The following is a 16,503-nucleotide window of genomic DNA, read 5'->3' as shown; positions in this document are numbered from 1 at the left end:
TTTGACTTTTGTGAGTTTATGATTTGTGAAATCGATTGATATTACTAGCTTTAGAGAGGCGCCTAATTATTGTTCATTTTAATAGATGAGCCATTTTAATGCCCTTTATGCTCCTTATTATCGAGTTGTGCACAAGGTTATCCACAGTATCTGTGGGTATCTATTTTTAGGTCAATTACTTTCTAAAAGTCAAATTTTGGCATCTTATCTCATCACTCCCTTTGAAAGATACTTTGATGAGATTATTAGGATGCTATTCGGTCTTTAGTTTTATTTAAAAATAACAATATAACGGGTATCATAAGTTCCATCATTAGTTGTAATCATTAGTTGTAAATTAGTGTCATTAAGCTAATCAATAAGAATAGGGAGTAGGAAAGCATCATGGCTCATAGAGAGAGATTAGATCACTTATTAGAGACGATTGCTCGATTGCGGGCTGAGGATGGCTGCCCTTGGGATCGTGCGCAGACGCATCTTTCTCTGATTCCCTATTTAAAAGAAGAAGCCGCTGAAGTGATTGATGCTATTGCTGAATTAACCGAAGCGGATCAGCTAGATCGACAAGAGAATATTAATGATAAAACGCAAGGGCCTTATATAAATGATCAGAAGCAGATTAAAGAGGCTGCATTAGAAGAGGAGCTCGCAGATCTATTGCTACAGATTCTTCTCCATTGTGAGATTGCAAAGGAGCGAGAAGCTTTCGATTTTAGTGATGTGATGGCGCGTCTCAATGAGAAGATAATACGTAGACATCCCCATGTTTTTGCCGGAAAGCAGTACCATTCAATCGCTGAACAGAAGGCAGATTGGATTCGTATCAAAGCAGAAGAGCGAGCAGAGAGGGGAGTAGAGGTCAATCCATCATTACTCTCGGGAATCCCCAGAGCTCTCTCTCCTTTAAGACAGGCAGAACTATTACAGAAAAAAGCTGCGACAGTAGGATTTGATTGGGATGAGATCGATCCTGTTATTGAGAAAGTTGAAGAGGAGCGTTTAGAGTTTTTTGAGGCAATGGGGGGTGGGGATCGAGAAGCGATGAAGAGTGAGTTGGGGGATCTCTTCTTCTCATTGGTCAATTTAGCACGCTTTTTAGAGATTGATCCTGAAGAAGCATTGCAATTGACTAATCTAAAATTTAGACGTCGATTTAATTATATTGAGAAGAGCGCCACAGCACCACTAGAAACAGTAACGCTCGAAGATTTAGATCGCTATTGGAATGAGGCAAAGAGAGGAGGATTATGAGTCGGCATGATCTTTTCAGCACAGAAAGAGGTGGATACTCTTTAGAGAATCAAGAAAAACGTGACTTATCTGATGCTGTCTATTCAGTTACGGCGCTCAACTTTGCGATTCGTGATCTTCTTGAAGGTGCATTTTTTTATTGTCAGGTTGAAGGAGAGGTCTCTAATGCGGCTTATCCTGGTTCTGGACATATCTACTTTAATCTTAAAGATGAAGGTGGAATGCTTAAGTCTGTCATCTGGCGTTCTCAAGCAGAGCGTTATCGTTCATTGATTACAAATGGTCAGAAAATAAAGTTAACTGGAAAAGTCTCCGTTTATGCGCCTCGAGGAGAGTATCAGTTAATAGTCTCTCGTGTTGAAGAGGCTGGGGTTGGTGATCTTTATCTACAATTTTTAGCACTTAAAAAGCGTCTTGCAGAAGAGGGATTATTTGATACGCATTATAAGCAGCTTATCCCTAAGCATCCGCGTAAAATAGGTATTATCACCTCACGAAGCGCCGCGGCGTTACAAGATGTCTTACAGGTTTTTTCATCCCATAGACCTGATATTCCTCTTAAGTTGTATGCAACTAATGTACAAGGAAGAGGCGCTGAGCATGATATCGCTAATGCAATTGAGCGTGCGAATCGAGAGAATATATGTGATCTTCTACTTCTTATCCGTGGAGGGGGCAGTATAGAGGATTTATGGTGCTTTAATGAAGAAGTAGTTGCTCGCGCAATCTTTGCTTCTAAGATACCTATTATCACAGGAGTAGGGCATGAGACAGATATTACAATAGCCGATTTCGTCGCCGATCTACGAGCTCCAACGCCATCTATGGCAGCAAAATATTCATCACAATCTCGAGATGAGCTCTATCAATATCTTTCAGAGGTTGAATCCCGTTTAATGAAAATGATGCGGGATAAGTTACGTACGCTCGAAAAAGAGATCGATCACATCTCCCATCGACTCTATCTTAAAGATCCTAAATCTCGCTTAAGTCAAAATAGAGAGCAATTGATTCGTCTAAAAGCAGGATTGAGAAGAGCGATTCATTATCAATTAGAGCAACTTCAGGCGCGTACTTTAATTATCAGTGATCGCCTGAAGAGAATCTCTTTAATCGATCAGATAAAGCAGTACCAACATCAACTTCATTTGATCAATAATAACATGGAGCGAGCGCTTAGAAATAGATATCGAGAAAGAGAGCAAGCATTTATCAGCTCTGTAGAGAAGTTAACGCTATTAAGCCCTCTTAATACCCTTTTGCGTGGATATTCAATGACCTCAAAAGAGGGGCAGTTAGTCAAGAGTATTACTGATGTTGAGATCTGTGATCAGTTAGAGATAGAGGTCACTGATGGAACAATTGATGTGACTGTGATATCAATTCAATCCTCTTAAAGTGCTTTCCGAAATAAAGGTGCCAGCATGTTATCTATGGTAGTAGTGCAAACTCTGATACTTTGAATTTGTTAATATGCTTTTTGTTTAAATTCGTTCTCTTGACTACTATTTGAAGTGGCTTTTTTTAATGAAGCGATCACATAAAATAGCTGTTTTGGGATCAAACAGAATCATTGAATGAGATCGATCTAAAGTAGTAAAGTCGGTATATCCTGTTAATTTAGTCTCATCGAGATAGACTGTCCCATCCCCTGTTAATGAATCTTTATCAATAGTATCAGTCATTGATTCAAGTAGTAGGGACGTCGGCCCCTGGTTATAAGTTCCTGCAATAATCCCTAGAGGTATGGGAAACTTCCAATGTCGATCGTAGTTTGGCATCAAAATATTTTGAGCTTTTCCGATGAGAAAAGAAGCATTATGTTCTGTCAGATATTGGACAATTCGAGATCCATGAAATGGAGGAGTAATGGCAATAACCCTTTTTAGCTGTTGAGGTATCGATTTTTCTAAAGACTTCAAGATGATTAAAGAACCTAAGCTATGACCAATAATGGCAAAGGGGGAAGAGAAATTTTCTAAATAGTGACAAAAAGAGCTGACATTTTTTGCAAAGCTTGTAGTGAGAGTCGGGTATTTAAAGTAGTGTATTTGATATCCAAGTTTTTCAAGACGATGGCCCAATACTCTCATAATAAGTGTATTTTGGTATAAGCCATGTATAAGGATGATATGTTTAATATTTTCAATCTCTTCAGATATTTCTTTTGTCATATTTTTATAGATAGAGTGGTGGGTTTAGTGGTGATTAATAGTAGAGAAAGTCTCATCTTAAGCTTCTCAGATCGGTTTTGCATTAAAATATCGATGGATCACGATTGATGGGGATAAAAAAATCCTCGTAGCTTAATAGAAAATATAATGCTACGAGGATACTTTTAGTTATTATTGTAGGGGCTAAATGCTACTCAATGCCCCTGATCTTTTAATTTTAATCTATTGATCTATTTGATAATTGTTAGAGTCGGCTTTTTATGTTTGTTATTATCTTTACCCTTATCTTTATTTTGCAAGCTCTCTTCTTTATCAGATTGTTCCTCATCTTTAGACTCCTCTTTATGAGAGCTTGGTAACTGCTCTTTATCTGGCTCAATAATATCTAGTTGAGGTCCTTTCTTTTTGGAAGCAGATGGCGTTGTGATTCTCATCATATCTACAAAATAATCATCAGGGAGTGCCTCTGTTTGAAAGCCCATTCCCTCACCATTTTCTTGAGCATAGATTGCCGCAACAGCCCCTACAGGAAAGTTAATTTCATGAACAATTCCAGAAAAACGAGCAGAAAAAGAGATCCATTCATCGCCTAAAATAAGATCACTTACGGCTGATGGAAGAACGTTAAGAATAATATTACCATCAGTGATAAATTTTTCTGGTACATCGACATAGGGAAGGGTTGCATCTACTACAATGTAGGGGGTGCAATTATTATCGAGTATCCAATCATAGAGAGCACGAATAAAGTAGGGCTTATTTGAGGTCATCATAGAAAGTCCTTAAATAGTTTTCTCTTTTTTATCAAAGGCAGCTTTAACGCTCTCTTTTTCTAATAAACGATCATAGTAATCTAAGACAGGTTGAGCCTTTTTCGGAAGTGGAATATCCAAATATTTAACCCACCATAAGAAAGGGGCAATTGTTGCATCAATTAATGAGAAATCCTCATTTTGAAAATAGGCTGTCTCACTAAAGAGTGGAGAATAGGCCACTAGAAGATCAGCGATCGCTTTATTTGTTCTATTATCTGCCGTTTTTCGCCCAATTAGTTTTTCAACTAAAGGATACCAATCATTAACAATTGTTTTAATCGTCAGGCGAAACTTAGCCCGTAATATAGGATCATTGGGAAGTAGTGGGGGGTGAGGAAAGCGCTCATCTAAAAATTCTAAGATAGTATCTGTATGATAAATAGCGATTTCACGAGTAATAAGTGTAGGTAGAATAACTTGAGGATTAACTTCTAAAAGGTCACCTGGGGGATTAGTTGGGTCGACAATTACTGTCTCACAGGTGATGTTTTTTTCGAGCAGGACGACTTTGACTCGATCACCATCTAAAGAGTTTTTTTCCGTAAAAAGGGTAAATCCTGTGCGTCTTGTTGACATAATTATGCTCTCCTTAATCGCAAGTAAGGAGCAATTAGATTTTAATTGCTCCTTACAGGTTTATTATAGTTTCCAATTATGAATGGGGTTCATTAAATACTTATTTAACATCTTTCCAATATTCACGATTTAAAGCATACGCAAGTATTGTGAAGATTACTAAGAATCCTAGAACCCATGGACCATATTTTTTACGCTCGAGCTGTGCTGGCTCTGCAACGTATGTAAGGAAGTTAGTGAGGTCATTAACAGATTTACGAAACTCTAATTCTGTCATTGCACCATCAGTAACTTTCTCAAGTCCTACAACAACTTCTTCATATTGGCACTCATCAGGTTGTGATAAGTCACATTCACCAATAGCTACTTTTTCAACAATTGGACGATTTGTCCCTTGTAGCTCAGCTAGAACATGAGGCATACCAGCATTAGGGAATGCAATATTATTCATTCCTGTTGGGCGGCTCTCATCTTCATAGAAAGAAAGTAGATATTTGAAGATATAGTCGGGACCTTTAGCGCGAGCAATGGTTGAGAGATCTGGTGGTGCAACACCTAACCAGATTTGAGCATCTCCACGATCCATTGCAGTATAGATTAGATCACCATCTTTAGTTGCTATGAACTCAGCTTCACGAGGATCATAGCTACCGGTATTGATCAGCTTTTGAATGTCTTCTTCCTGCAAGCCAATATCACGAGCAGTGATATTGTAGCGTTGGAACTCTAATGAGTGACAAGCAAGGCAGTAGTCCATATAGAGTCTAGCGCCTGATTGAAGAGATTCGTAGTTTGTCACATTAATTTGTGGGTCACCAAGCTGATCTAATGCTTTAGCTGTTAAATCCTCAGAAGTTTGTGCATTTGCACTCGCTGCCATAAAGAAGAGGCAGCTAGTAAATAGAGTTATGATTTTTCTCATTTCATTGTCACCCTTGTTGGAACTGGTTTAACTTTACCCCATCTTGACCACCATGGCATGCCAAGGAAGAAGACAAAGTAGAAGATAGTACAGATACGTGCAACTAGTGTACGAGTATCATTCGCAGGAACCACTCCTAAATATCCTAAGATAATAAAGCAGACAACAAAGAGAGCAATCATAATTTTGATGAAAGCACCTTTATAGCGAATAGAACGTACAGGGCTTCTATCTAACCAAGGTAAGATGAAGAGAACTGCAATTGAAGCTCCCATAGCTAAAACACCCCAAATTTGTGTACCAAACCATGATGGAACAGCACGTAAAATTGTGTAGTAAGGTGTGAAGTACCAAACAGGTGCAATATGTGCAGGTGTTGCTAATGGGTTAGCAGGTTCAAAGTTAGGTGCTTCTAAGAAGAGACCAAACATATCAGGAGCATAGAAGATGATCAATGCAAAGAAGATCAAGAAAATTCCTACCGCAAAAGTATCATGAACTGTGTAGTAAGGATGGAATGGGATACCATCTAATGGTTTTCCATTTTCGTCAAGATGATCTTTGATCTCAATACCATCAGGGTTATTAGAGCCAACTTGGTGCAACGCTAAGATGTGTGCAACAACAAGACCAACTAAGACAAGTGGTAGGGCAATCACATGAAGTGCAAAGAAACGGCTTAATGTCGCTTCAGAGATAACGAAGTCACCACGAATTCCTGTTACTAAAGTATCACCAATATAGGGAATAGCCCCAAAGAGTGAGATGATAACTTGAGCACCCCAGAATGACATTTGGCCATAAGGGAGTACATATCCCATAAAGGCTTCAGCCATCAGAACAAGGTAGATCAACATGCCGAAGATCCAGACAAGCTCACGAGGTTTACGATGTGAACCATAGATAAGACCACGGAACATATGCATATAGACGACGATAAAGAACATCGATGCCCCAACGGCATGCATATAACGTATGAGCCATGTCCAGTTCGCATCACGCATGACGGCAGTCTCTAATGATGCATAAGCAATAGGAATACCCGTAGGGCCAAGTGCTCCATCGGGTTTATAGTACATCACTAACCAGATCCCTGTTAAAATTTGGTTAACAAGCATAACACCTGCTAAAACACCAAATACATAGAGCCAGTTAAAGTTTTTTGGTGCGTAATACTCAGTTACATGAGTACTTAAAGCACGCTTATATGGCAATCGATAGTCGATCCAGTCTCCTAAACGAGCCAATTTCGATTTAGATTGAGTTGTCATTAAGCCCCCTCCCCGCTAACACCCACAATAATTGAGTTTTCATTTTTGTAGTAGTGATCAGGAACAAGTAAGTTAATTGGAGCTGGTAGATTCTTAAATACACGACCTGCAAGGTCAAAGCGTGAGCCATGACATGCACAGAAGAAACCACCACGCCAAGATGGACCTAAGTCTGCAGGTGCAACTTCAGGTCTAAAGGTTGGCGAACAACCTAAATGAGTACAAATACCTACGAGTACGAGATATTCAGGTTTAATTGAACGGTACTCATTTTGAGCATATGGAGGCTGTTGATCGCTTTTTGAATTAGGGTCAACTAATGCATCCGGTGGGGAAGTTAGTAAACGCTCTAGCATTGCTTCAGTACGATTTAATACCCAAACCGGTTTCCCTTGCCACTCAACACGGAGTAACTCGCCAGGGGAAAGCTTAGATAGATCAACCTCAACAGGTGCTCCCGCACTTTTTGCTCGTTGACTTGGCATCCAAGACTTAACAAAAGGAACTCCGAGAAATCCTGCTCCAAAAGCCGCAACTGCTACCGTTGCATAGCTCAGGACTCGTCTCCTTTTATGATTAACATTCTCCGAACTCATGTTCTTCGTCTCCATTAAAAAATTACTTTTACTTGTTTACACGAGACACATACTCGCCTGTGCGTGTGTCAACCTTGATCACTTCACCGATTTGTACAAAGAGTGGTACACGAACAACAGCACCTGACTCAAGCGTTGCAGGTTTACCACCTGTTCCCGCAGTATCACCCTTTAGACCAGGATCTGTATCAACAATCTTCATTTCAATGAAGTTAGGCGGAGTCACCGTAAGTGGAGCGCCATTGTAGAGTGTAACAGTGCAAGTATCTTGCTCCATTAACCATTTTTTTGCATCCTCTACCGCACTCTCATTTGCAGCGACCTGATCAAATGTTTCTGGATTCATGAAATGCCAAAATTCCCCATCGTTATACAAGTACTGGAGTTCAACATCCATGACATCCGCACCTTCAACAGATTCTCCTGAACGGAAGGTCTTTTCGATAACACGACCTGTTTTGAGGTTTCTGATTTTGACGCGGTTAAATGCTTGACCTTTACCAGGCTTAACCATCTCATTTTCGATGATTGAGCATGGATCCCCATCAAGCATAATCTTTAGTCCACTTTTGAATTGATTTGTTGTATATGTTGCCATTTTATAATCACTATATCCTGCTAATAAATTTTTCTATGCAGATTATACCTGAACTCCATTTTAAATTCAGCTTACATCTTACCTATTTTGTTTACGCAACTGAGTTGTCATAAAGCTTTGAAATATATTCTCATTGATTCTAAACCATTGGTATTCTTGGTTGAGGAATGCCTTCCAGTGATCATAGACCATTTTGAAGTCAGGATTTTTAGCAGACTCCTCTTTATAGATTTCTTGAGCTACCTCATAAGAGGCTTCTAAAATTTCTTTAGAGAAGGAGCGAAGTTTTGCGCCATTTTTAGTTAATGTTGCTAAAGCAGGAGGATTTTCTGCATCATATTTTGCAATCATCCACTGGTTGATCTCGGCACAAACGGTTTCAAAGAGATCTTTATAGAGTTGGGGTAGCTCATTCCATTTAGCATCATTGACATAGAAGGAGACAGTAGCAGCACCTTCCCAGAATCCAGGTGTATAGTAGTAGGGTGCTACCGCTTGAAGTCCTAGCTTCTCATCGTCATAAGGGCCGACAAACTCAGCAGCATCAATCGTACCTTTTTCTAAGGATGAGTAGACGTCGCTTGCTGGGATTGTTTGTGGGATAACACCTAATCTAGAAAGAATCTCTCCTCCGAAACCAGGAATACGGAACTTCAGTCCTTTAAGATCTTCTAAGGTGTTAACCTCTTTTCTAAACCAGCCACCCATCTGCGCCGTTGTATTACCACCAGGAAAGTTGATGATATTGTATTGTGCAAAAACTTTGCGTAGGATTTCTAACCCCCCGCCGGCATAAAACCATGCGTTTTGCATTCTTGCACTCATTCCAAAAGGTAGAACCGTATCGATAGAGAGCGCGGTATTTTTTCCATGATAGTAGTAAGAAGCGGTATGTCCTACCTCAACAGTTCCTTGAGATACAGCATCAAAGACTTGGTTTGCAGGGACGAGCTCGCCAGGAGCAAAAACTTGAATTTCAAATTGACCATTTGTTAATTTTGCTAACTTTTCAGAGAGCATTGTTGAAGCGGCAAAGAGGATGTTGAGGTTTTTGGGAAAACCCGCGGCAATGCGCCATTTAACTTTTGGGAACGTTTCCGCTTTAGCTACAGAAGTTGCTGCTAATCCTGAGATTGCTGCTGCCGCACCGGCCTTTTTCATAAAATCACGACGTTTCATCTCTATTTCTCCCTTTATCGAATGCATATTTTATCTTTTAGAATAATATAAATTGTATAGTTAATTGTCCCTTTGCAGAGACGATATGGATTGATTTATAAAGCTTTTTTATGAGGCTTTTAGTAAATAAAATTCAAATTCAAATTTTATTTAAATATGATTTTTAAGATGTGAACCTTAAAGCATAAAGCTATCTATCAAAAGTAGATTTAGGCTTTAGAGTGAATCTAACTGAGTGAGTTTTAATCTATCGATAAGTTGTATCAGATGTATCAGATAGAAGTTCTTACTCAGTGATATCCTAGATTGATGCTAGTGTTATGGGGTAGAACTACTCTCTAGTAATCAATCGTTAGGATTAGCATCTTTTCGCTTTGCATTCGATGGGTAAATCGCTCTAATATATACTCTCTCTCAAGGGATAGATTGAGATGAGTAACCACCTTTATAGGGTTTATAGAAAGTGGTGCGGTGGATGCTGATGATATAAAATCTTGTGTTACTTATCTTAGTTTATCTTCTATTTTCTAAGTTGTGAAAACATAAATTGCTGAAAGATATTCTCATTGACTCTAAACCATTGGTACTCCTTATTTAGAAAGTCTTTCCAGTGCGTATATACTTTTCTAAAATCTTCATTAACTGCTGATTCTTCTGCATATATCTCTTGTGCAACATCGTAAGCGGCTTGTAATATCTCTCGTGAAAAGGAGCGCAACTTCGCACCATTTTTTATAAGAGTCGCTAGAGCTTCAGGGCTTTTAGCATCATATTGAGCAGACATCCACATATTAACTTCAGCAGCTGCTCGTTCAAAGATAATCTTGTATCTTTGGGGAAGATTACTCCAGGCATCTTGGTTGACATAGAAAGAGAGCATCGAAGAGCCTTCCCAAAAACCTGGTGTGTAGTAGTAAGGAGCAACTTCTTGTAAACCTAACCGCTGGTCATCATAGGGACCTACAAATTCGGTAGCATCGATTGTCCCTTTTTCGAGGGAAGAGTAGATATCACCTACTGGAATATTTTGAGGAATTGCACCTAGTCTCGCAAAGATCTCTCCACCAAATCCAGGAATTCTAAACTTTAATCCTTGGAGATCAGCTACGCTTTTGACCTCTTTACGAAACCATCCTCCCATCTGTGTATTAGAGTTGCCACCAGGGAAGTTTACAATATTGTATTTCCCAAAAAGCTCTCTTAAGACCTCATTCCCACCGCCAGCATAACACCAAGCATTTTGCATTCGAGTTGTTAAACCGAAGGGGAGACAGGTATCGATGGAGAGCGCTTTATTTTTACCATGATAGTAGTTTGATGAGCTATGTCCGACTTCAACGGTGCCGTTTTGGATGGCATCAAATACTTGTGTAGAAGGAACTAGTTCGCCAGCAGCAAAAACTTGAATCTCAAACTCTCCATTACTCATCTCATAGATAGAATCTGCTAGACGTTGAGATCCTCCAAATACAATATCGAGGTGGCGAGGGAAGCTTGAGGTCATCTTCCACTTTATTTTTGCAGGTGTTGCTGCTTTAAGTAGAGAGAAGGTTATTGCCCCTCCTGTTGCGAGACCAGCTTGCGCTATAAATTTGCGGCGCTTCATATCTTTCTAATTCCTCATCGTGATCTGTGAGGAAGATGTTAGAGCTTGGATATCTAATATCTTCCTTGCTTTACTTTCAATATCAATATCATCGATTAATATCGATATTGTTTATATTTTATATCGACTTATTTTAGATCTATCTTTGACCTAACCTCTCAATTTATGTTGTCTGTTTTCTAAATTGGGAGAACATAAATTGTTGGAAGATATTCTCATTGACTCTAAACCATTGGTACTCTTTGTTAAGAAAAGCTTTCCAATGGGTGTAAATTCTTCTGAAGTCTTCATTCACTTCAACCTCTTCCGCATAGATCTCTTGTGCGGCATCGTAAGCAGCTTGAAGAATTTCTCGTGAGAAAGAACGCAGCTTGGCACCATTTTGAATTAAGGTTGCTAGTGCTTCAGGGCTTTTAGCATCATATTGTGCTGACATCCACATATTGGCTTCAGCGGCCGCTCTCTCAAAAATAATCTTATATTTTTCAGGAAGACTGGCCCAAGCATCTTTATTGACATAGAAGGTGAGCATTGCTGATCCTTCCCAAAATCCAGGAGTATAGTAGTAAGGAGCAACTTCTTGCAGCCCCAGACGCTGGTCATCATAGGGCCCTACAAACTCAGTAGCATCAATGGTTCCTTTTTCGAGAGATGAGTAGATATCGCCGACAGCAATATTTTGAGGAATAGAGCCAAGACGAGAGAAGATCTCCCCACCAAATCCCGGGATACGGAATTTAAGACCTTTAAGATCATCAACTGTTTTGACTTCTTTACGGAACCAGCCACCCATTTGAGTATTGGAGTTACCGCCAGGGAAGTTAACAATATTATATTTATCAAAAAGTTCGCGTAAGACCTCCGTCCCACCGCCGGCATAATACCACGCATTTTGCATTCGAGTTGTAAGGCCAAAAGGGAGACAGGTATCGATGGAGAGCGCTTTATTCTTCCCATGATAGTAGTTAGATGTGGTATGTCCTACTTCCACAGTTCCATTCTGAATAGCATCAAATACTTGTGTAGAGGGGACGAGTTCACCAGCGGCAAAAACCTGAATCTCAAATTCTCCATCACTCATCGCATATATGGAATCAGCCAATCTTTGTGATGTGCCAAAAAGGAGGTCTAAATGTTTAGGGAAGCTTGATGTCATGCGCCATTTTACTTTTGCATTGCTGTTTGCCTGTGCGCTGCTTAATGCGCCAATACCTGCTCCAGCAATGATTCCTGCACGGGAGATAAACTGTCGACGTTTCATGGTAGATAAATCCTCTCTTTTAGATAGTAGTTTATAATTTATTGAATTCGATTTATTAGTTATTAGTTATTGGTTTTAGGCTCTAAATTATAGGTATAGAGCGGGTAAAATGTGTTAATGAACGACTCTATAAATTTAATGCTTTACAAGTTTATGGTTGACTAATTTATATTTTATTCAATTTGCAATTAGCGAAGACTCTCATAGAGGCTTTTTTAAAAATAGATTTTTGTAAATTAGATTTTGAGTGCGCATTCTTGAGTAAAGAGTGGAATGCATGAGCAGGGCATTAATTTTATTCTCTGCAACATATAGGCATATCATTATTAGTAGATATAGATATGGTTTTAAAAGCTTTACGACCTTCTCCTTTTTGAGGAGAAGATCGCTTTTACTAGCTCTCTTTTGAAGAGGTAAGATGAGTGTGATTAAAAATCAACGCCGAAGTCATCAAAGTCGCTAAAGCTATCCATTCCGGTATCGAGATTAAACTCAATATCAGCACCAGATCCTTCAAATCGTTCAATTTTCTCTGTCTTAATAATATCAGGGAAGGCAATCAATAATACAACCATTATAACTTGAAGTATTAAGAAAGGAGTTGCACCGTAGTAGATATCTTTAGTTGTAACCTCTTTCGGGGCGACTGATTTGAGATAGAAGAGAGAGAAGCCGAAGGGGGGATGCATAAAGGAGGTCTGCATATTCATTGCTAGAATAATCCCGAACCAGGTCAGATCTATTCCTAATGAGGTGGCGATAGGAAGAAGGAGCGGAACAAGGATTAGTGTAATTTCAAAGAAGTCCAAGAAGAAAGCGACGAAGAAGATCAAGATATTAACCGCAATAATAAAGCCGAGAACGCCACCGGGAAGGTTTCCTAAAATGCCTTCAATCCAAATTCCTCCATTAAGGCTTGTGAATGCTAGAGAGAAGAACATCGAGCCGATCATAATGAAGACAACAAATGTGGTGATTTTTACACTTTGATCGAGTGCTTGATAGAGTAGCTTTTTAGTTAGAGATCTCTTGAAAAGCGCTAAAACCATTGCTCCCACTGCACCAATAGCACCGGCTTCTGTAGGAGTTGCCATACCTAAAAAGACCGTTCCTAAAACGAGGAAGATTAATGTAACAGGTGGGATGACGCTAGTGACTACTTTTTTTGCTAAGGCGGTCCCATGCAATGTTCTTGCTGCTTCTGGGATTGCCGGCATTGATTGTGGTTTAACAAGTGTAAGAATAAAGATAAAAAGAATATAAGCGCCAATCAATAGAGCACTAGGGATGAGCGCTGCTTTATACATTGAACCAATAGAGACCCCTAATTGATCACCTAGAACAATTAAAACTAAACTAGGGGGAACGATTTGCGCTAATGTCCCTGAGGCGGCAATAACGCCGGAGGCAATCCTTTTGGAATAGCCATATCGCAACATAATTGGAAGGGAGATCAGCCCCATGGCAATGACTGATGCAGAGACAATTCCTGTTGTTGCTGCAAGCATTGTTCCTACAAAGATAACAGAATAAGCAAGTCCACCTCTCATTTTGCCAAAGAGTTGGCCCATGGTATCGAGTAGATCTTCAGCCATTCCTGTTCGTTCAAGTACGAGTCCCATTAAGGTGAAGAAAGGGATGGCGAGTAGGGTATCGTTACTAATAATGCCGAAAAATCGGTCACTTAAAGCACCCAGTAGGGCGAAATCGAGTTGGCCGATGGAGATACCAATAAGTGAGAAGAGTAGGCCTGTTGCTGCTAATGAGAAAGCGATGGGATAGCCTTTTAATAGAAATAAGATTAAGGCTATAAATATTAATGGGGGTAAAAAATCTAACATTGTTGCTGTTGCTCCGAGTGTTTAGCGATGTCGTTAGAGGTGCGAAGCGTAATAATTGCTTTGCAAAGTTCAGAAACTCCTTGAAGAATGAGAAAGAACATTCCAACAGGAAGTAATGCTTTAATAGGGGCTCTTGGAAGTCCACCAGGGTTTGAGGACATTTCCCAAATTTGCCAGGAGCTGATAGCAGGGCCAATTGTGAGATAAAAAAGCATTGTAAATGCGGGAAAGAGGAAAAAGACAATACCAATAATCTCCATAGTCGCTTTCACTTTTGGCGAAAAACGGTTGGAGATAATATCTATCCGAATGTGTTGGTCTTTTAGATAGGTATAGCCAGATCCAAGCAAAAATACTGCTGCAAAAAGATACCATTGAACTTCTAACATACCATTAGAACTCATATTGAAAGCGTATCTAAAGAGCGCATTTCCCGCAGAAATAATCGTAGCTAGAAAAATTGCGACAATTGCAATCTTACCTAGGGTGGCGTTAATCGTATCGATGATATGCGAGATTTTTTTTAAGATATTCATGGTTTAAAACCGTTTATATGTTTTGCTTGAGATAAAAGTTGATACTCTTAGGTAAAACTAAAAGCATTTGCCATGTGCGCTGTTACATGCAAGTAATAGAGGCATCAGTTAATGTACTGTATATTCTAAATTTTGCAAAATTTCTTAAATAGTCGATATATTGCGGATCTAGACACTTCTCTTGTTTCTACTGATTATGATCAATTACTTTAGTGATGGTGCTATGAAGAAATCTTCTAATTAAGGATTCGATATCGGTCTGATTTCTTGCTCTTTTCTTCTTTTTTGATCTATCAAGGGGAGGGAGTATCGATGCCTTTTGGTTTTTGTATGGTGTTTTTTATTTGAAGCCTTATGTGAGGTCTTATTTGAAATCCTATTTGAAAAAATTAGTTGAATTTTTACTTGAGAGTTGTAGGAAAAAGTGTGGAGAAGGGGGTAATATAAAAAACGCTGACAAATTGTTGGATGTCAGCGTTTTTGATTGTTTAGCTAAAGTTATGAAGCTATGAAGCTATGAAGCTATGAAGCAGTAAGCCTAGAGAGTTGGGTTAAATATGGGCAGTTAAGCATAGTTTTTACATTGATGAGTGAACTCTTTTCCTGCCTCTTTAGCAAAAACTTTATGGTTATCAAGAATAATTTTCATCTCATCGGTTGATCCCATAATAACCGGCACACGTTGGTGTAATTTTTCAGGAGCTAGGTCTAAGATGCGCTCATATCCTGTTGATGCAATGCCTCCGGCTTGCTCTACAAGAAAAGCCATTGGATTTGCTTCATACATTAAGCGTAGGCGCCCACCTTTCTCGGTAAGAGAGCTATCCATAGGATAGGCAAAGAGACCACCACGTTGAATTAAACGGTGAATATCCATCACCATTGCCCCAACCCAGCGCATTGTAAATTTCTTTTTACGAGGCCCTTCAACCCCAAGGTCACATTCATCAATGTATTTGCGCATCGGCGGTTCCCAAAGATTTCTGTTGGCTTGATTAATCGCATATTCAGCAGTTGAGCTAGGAATTTGCATATTGGGATGGGTCAAAATGAATTCGCCAATTGCCGGGTCAAGTGTAAATCCATGTGTACCATATCCGATCGTTAGAACCATCATTGTTGCAGAGCCATAGAGGCAGTATCCTGCACAAACTTGTTTTGTACCTTCTTGGAGAAAGTCTTCTTCAGTAGGATTTTTTTTGTCCGTTTTAAGGATGGAGAAGATAGTGCCAATCGGACCATTAATATCGATATTGCTTGAACCATCTAGAGGGTCAAAAATGAGTAGATAGTTTCCTCTTGGTACATTTTCTGGGATGTTAAATACATCATCCATCTCTTCACTAGCCATTGCTGCTACATGACCGCGGTTAGCATTATTTTTAATGAAAAGCTCATTTGCGATAACATCTAAAATTTGTTGTGTTTCTCCTTGGCAGTTTTCATTGTCTGTAGCGCCAAGAACATTGGCTAGTTGACCTTTCTGAACAGCTGCCGCAATCATTTTACAGGAGACTGCGATATCATTGAGGAGAAGGGTAAAATTACCGGTAGCTTCGGGGAAGCGACGTTGCTCCTCCATAATAAATTGTGAGAGCGTTACGCCAAAGTGAGTCATTTAAATCTCCAGAGTCTGATTTAGGTAATAAAAAATTGTGAATATGATATCCTTTTTAGAGCATTAGATAAAGTTATTTGTAGTAAATGTGTAGTTTATAGCCCTGTTAGAAAGGGATAAAAAGCATGCGTCTTCTATGCTTGGAATTGTGATGTTTTACGGTTATACTCACCTTTAGATTAATATCTTAGAAAGGGGATCTAGAGATTGATCGTTCTAAGGATTATAAAATAAATTTATCATCCATCTAATCAAGTTA

At 39.3% G+C, this 16,503-nt stretch carries 14 protein-coding genes and 1 pseudogene; 2 read left to right on the top strand and 13 right to left on the bottom strand.

Annotation, left to right across the window (positions count from 1 at the left end):
• Positions 1 to 384: 384 nt before the first annotated feature.
• Positions 385 to 1,251, top strand: a complete 867-nt coding sequence (mazG, locus tag DC082_RS00165) for a nucleoside triphosphate pyrophosphohydrolase (protein WP_109235236.1) — start codon at positions 385 to 387, stop codon at positions 1,249 to 1,251.
• The gene (gene xseA / locus DC082_RS00160) at positions 1,248 to 2,648 is read left to right on the top strand and encodes an exodeoxyribonuclease VII large subunit (RefSeq protein ID WP_109235235.1); all 1,401 of its coding nucleotides are present in this window, start codon (positions 1,248 to 1,250) and stop codon (positions 2,646 to 2,648) included. Before mazG ends, xseA begins: the two co-directional genes overlap by 4 nt.
• A gap of 108 nt (positions 2,649 to 2,756) precedes the next feature.
• Here xseA and DC082_RS00155 read toward each other — a convergent pair whose 3' ends face one another.
• The 13 genes and pseudogenes from DC082_RS00155 to DC082_RS00095 all read right to left on the bottom strand — a co-directional run bounded on the left by DC082_RS00155 (position 2,757) and on the right by DC082_RS00095 (position 16,244).
• Positions 2,757 to 3,425 carry an esterase/lipase family protein gene (locus tag DC082_RS00155; RefSeq protein ID WP_109235234.1) on the bottom strand — a complete coding sequence of 223 codons (669 nt, stop codon included), beginning with the start codon at positions 3,423 to 3,425 and terminating at the stop codon, positions 2,757 to 2,759.
• A gap of 230 nt (positions 3,426 to 3,655) precedes the next feature.
• A complete protein-coding gene (locus DC082_RS00150) occupies positions 3,656 to 4,198 on the bottom strand; it encodes a ClpXP protease specificity-enhancing factor (protein WP_109235233.1) in 543 nt (180 codons plus the stop codon).
• A gap of 9 nt (positions 4,199 to 4,207) precedes the next feature.
• Positions 4,208 to 4,816, bottom strand: a complete 609-nt coding sequence (locus tag DC082_RS00145; RefSeq protein WP_094568479.1) for a glutathione S-transferase N-terminal domain-containing protein — start codon at positions 4,814 to 4,816, stop codon at positions 4,208 to 4,210.
• A gap of 100 nt (positions 4,817 to 4,916) precedes the next feature.
• Positions 4,917 to 5,738, bottom strand: coding sequence for a cytochrome c1 (locus DC082_RS00140; RefSeq protein ID WP_109202120.1), 822 nt, complete (start codon positions 5,736 to 5,738; stop codon positions 4,917 to 4,919).
• Between the two features lie 2 nt (positions 5,739 to 5,740).
• Positions 5,741 to 7,009, bottom strand: a pseudogene (locus DC082_RS00135) (cytochrome b); the annotation flags it as partial.
• The gene (petA, locus tag DC082_RS00130; protein WP_109235231.1) at positions 7,009 to 7,605 is read right to left on the bottom strand and encodes a ubiquinol-cytochrome c reductase iron-sulfur subunit; all 597 of its coding nucleotides are present in this window, start codon (positions 7,603 to 7,605) and stop codon (positions 7,009 to 7,011) included. The gene petA and the pseudogene DC082_RS00135, both read right to left, overlap by 1 nt.
• A gap of 28 nt (positions 7,606 to 7,633) precedes the next feature.
• A complete protein-coding gene (gene efp / locus DC082_RS00125) occupies positions 7,634 to 8,203 on the bottom strand; it encodes an elongation factor P (RefSeq protein ID WP_094568475.1) in 570 nt (189 codons plus the stop codon).
• Between the two features lie 78 nt (positions 8,204 to 8,281).
• On the bottom strand, positions 8,282 to 9,382 hold the full coding sequence (locus DC082_RS00120) for a TRAP transporter substrate-binding protein (RefSeq protein WP_094568474.1): 1,101 nt from the start codon (positions 9,380 to 9,382) through the stop codon (positions 8,282 to 8,284).
• 520 nt (positions 9,383 to 9,902) lie between these two features.
• Positions 9,903 to 10,988 (bottom strand): TRAP transporter substrate-binding protein, encoded by a 1,086-nt coding sequence (locus DC082_RS00115; RefSeq protein ID WP_109235230.1) that lies wholly within the window; start codon positions 10,986 to 10,988, stop codon positions 9,903 to 9,905.
• A 163-nt stretch (positions 10,989 to 11,151) separates the two neighbouring features.
• Positions 11,152 to 12,249 (bottom strand): TRAP transporter substrate-binding protein, encoded by a 1,098-nt coding sequence (locus DC082_RS00110; RefSeq protein ID WP_109235229.1) that lies wholly within the window; start codon positions 12,247 to 12,249, stop codon positions 11,152 to 11,154.
• Between the two features lie 428 nt (positions 12,250 to 12,677).
• Positions 12,678 to 14,090 (bottom strand): TRAP transporter large permease, encoded by a 1,413-nt coding sequence (locus tag DC082_RS00105; RefSeq protein WP_109235228.1) that lies wholly within the window; start codon positions 14,088 to 14,090, stop codon positions 12,678 to 12,680.
• Positions 14,084 to 14,626 (bottom strand): TRAP transporter small permease subunit, encoded by a 543-nt coding sequence (locus DC082_RS00100; protein WP_094568470.1) that lies wholly within the window; start codon positions 14,624 to 14,626, stop codon positions 14,084 to 14,086. Before DC082_RS00100 ends, DC082_RS00105 begins: the two co-directional genes overlap by 7 nt.
• Positions 14,627 to 15,191: 565 nt before the next feature.
• On the bottom strand, positions 15,192 to 16,244 hold the full coding sequence (locus tag DC082_RS00095) for a class 1 fructose-bisphosphatase (RefSeq protein WP_109235227.1): 1,053 nt from the start codon (positions 16,242 to 16,244) through the stop codon (positions 15,192 to 15,194).
• Positions 16,245 to 16,503: the final 259 nt, after the last annotated feature.

This window comes from Ignatzschineria indica (assembly GCF_003121925.1).
Classification (GTDB): Bacteria; Pseudomonadota; Gammaproteobacteria; order Cardiobacteriales; family Wohlfahrtiimonadaceae; genus Ignatzschineria; species Ignatzschineria indica.
This window is presented reverse-complemented; position numbering and strand designations above follow the sequence as displayed.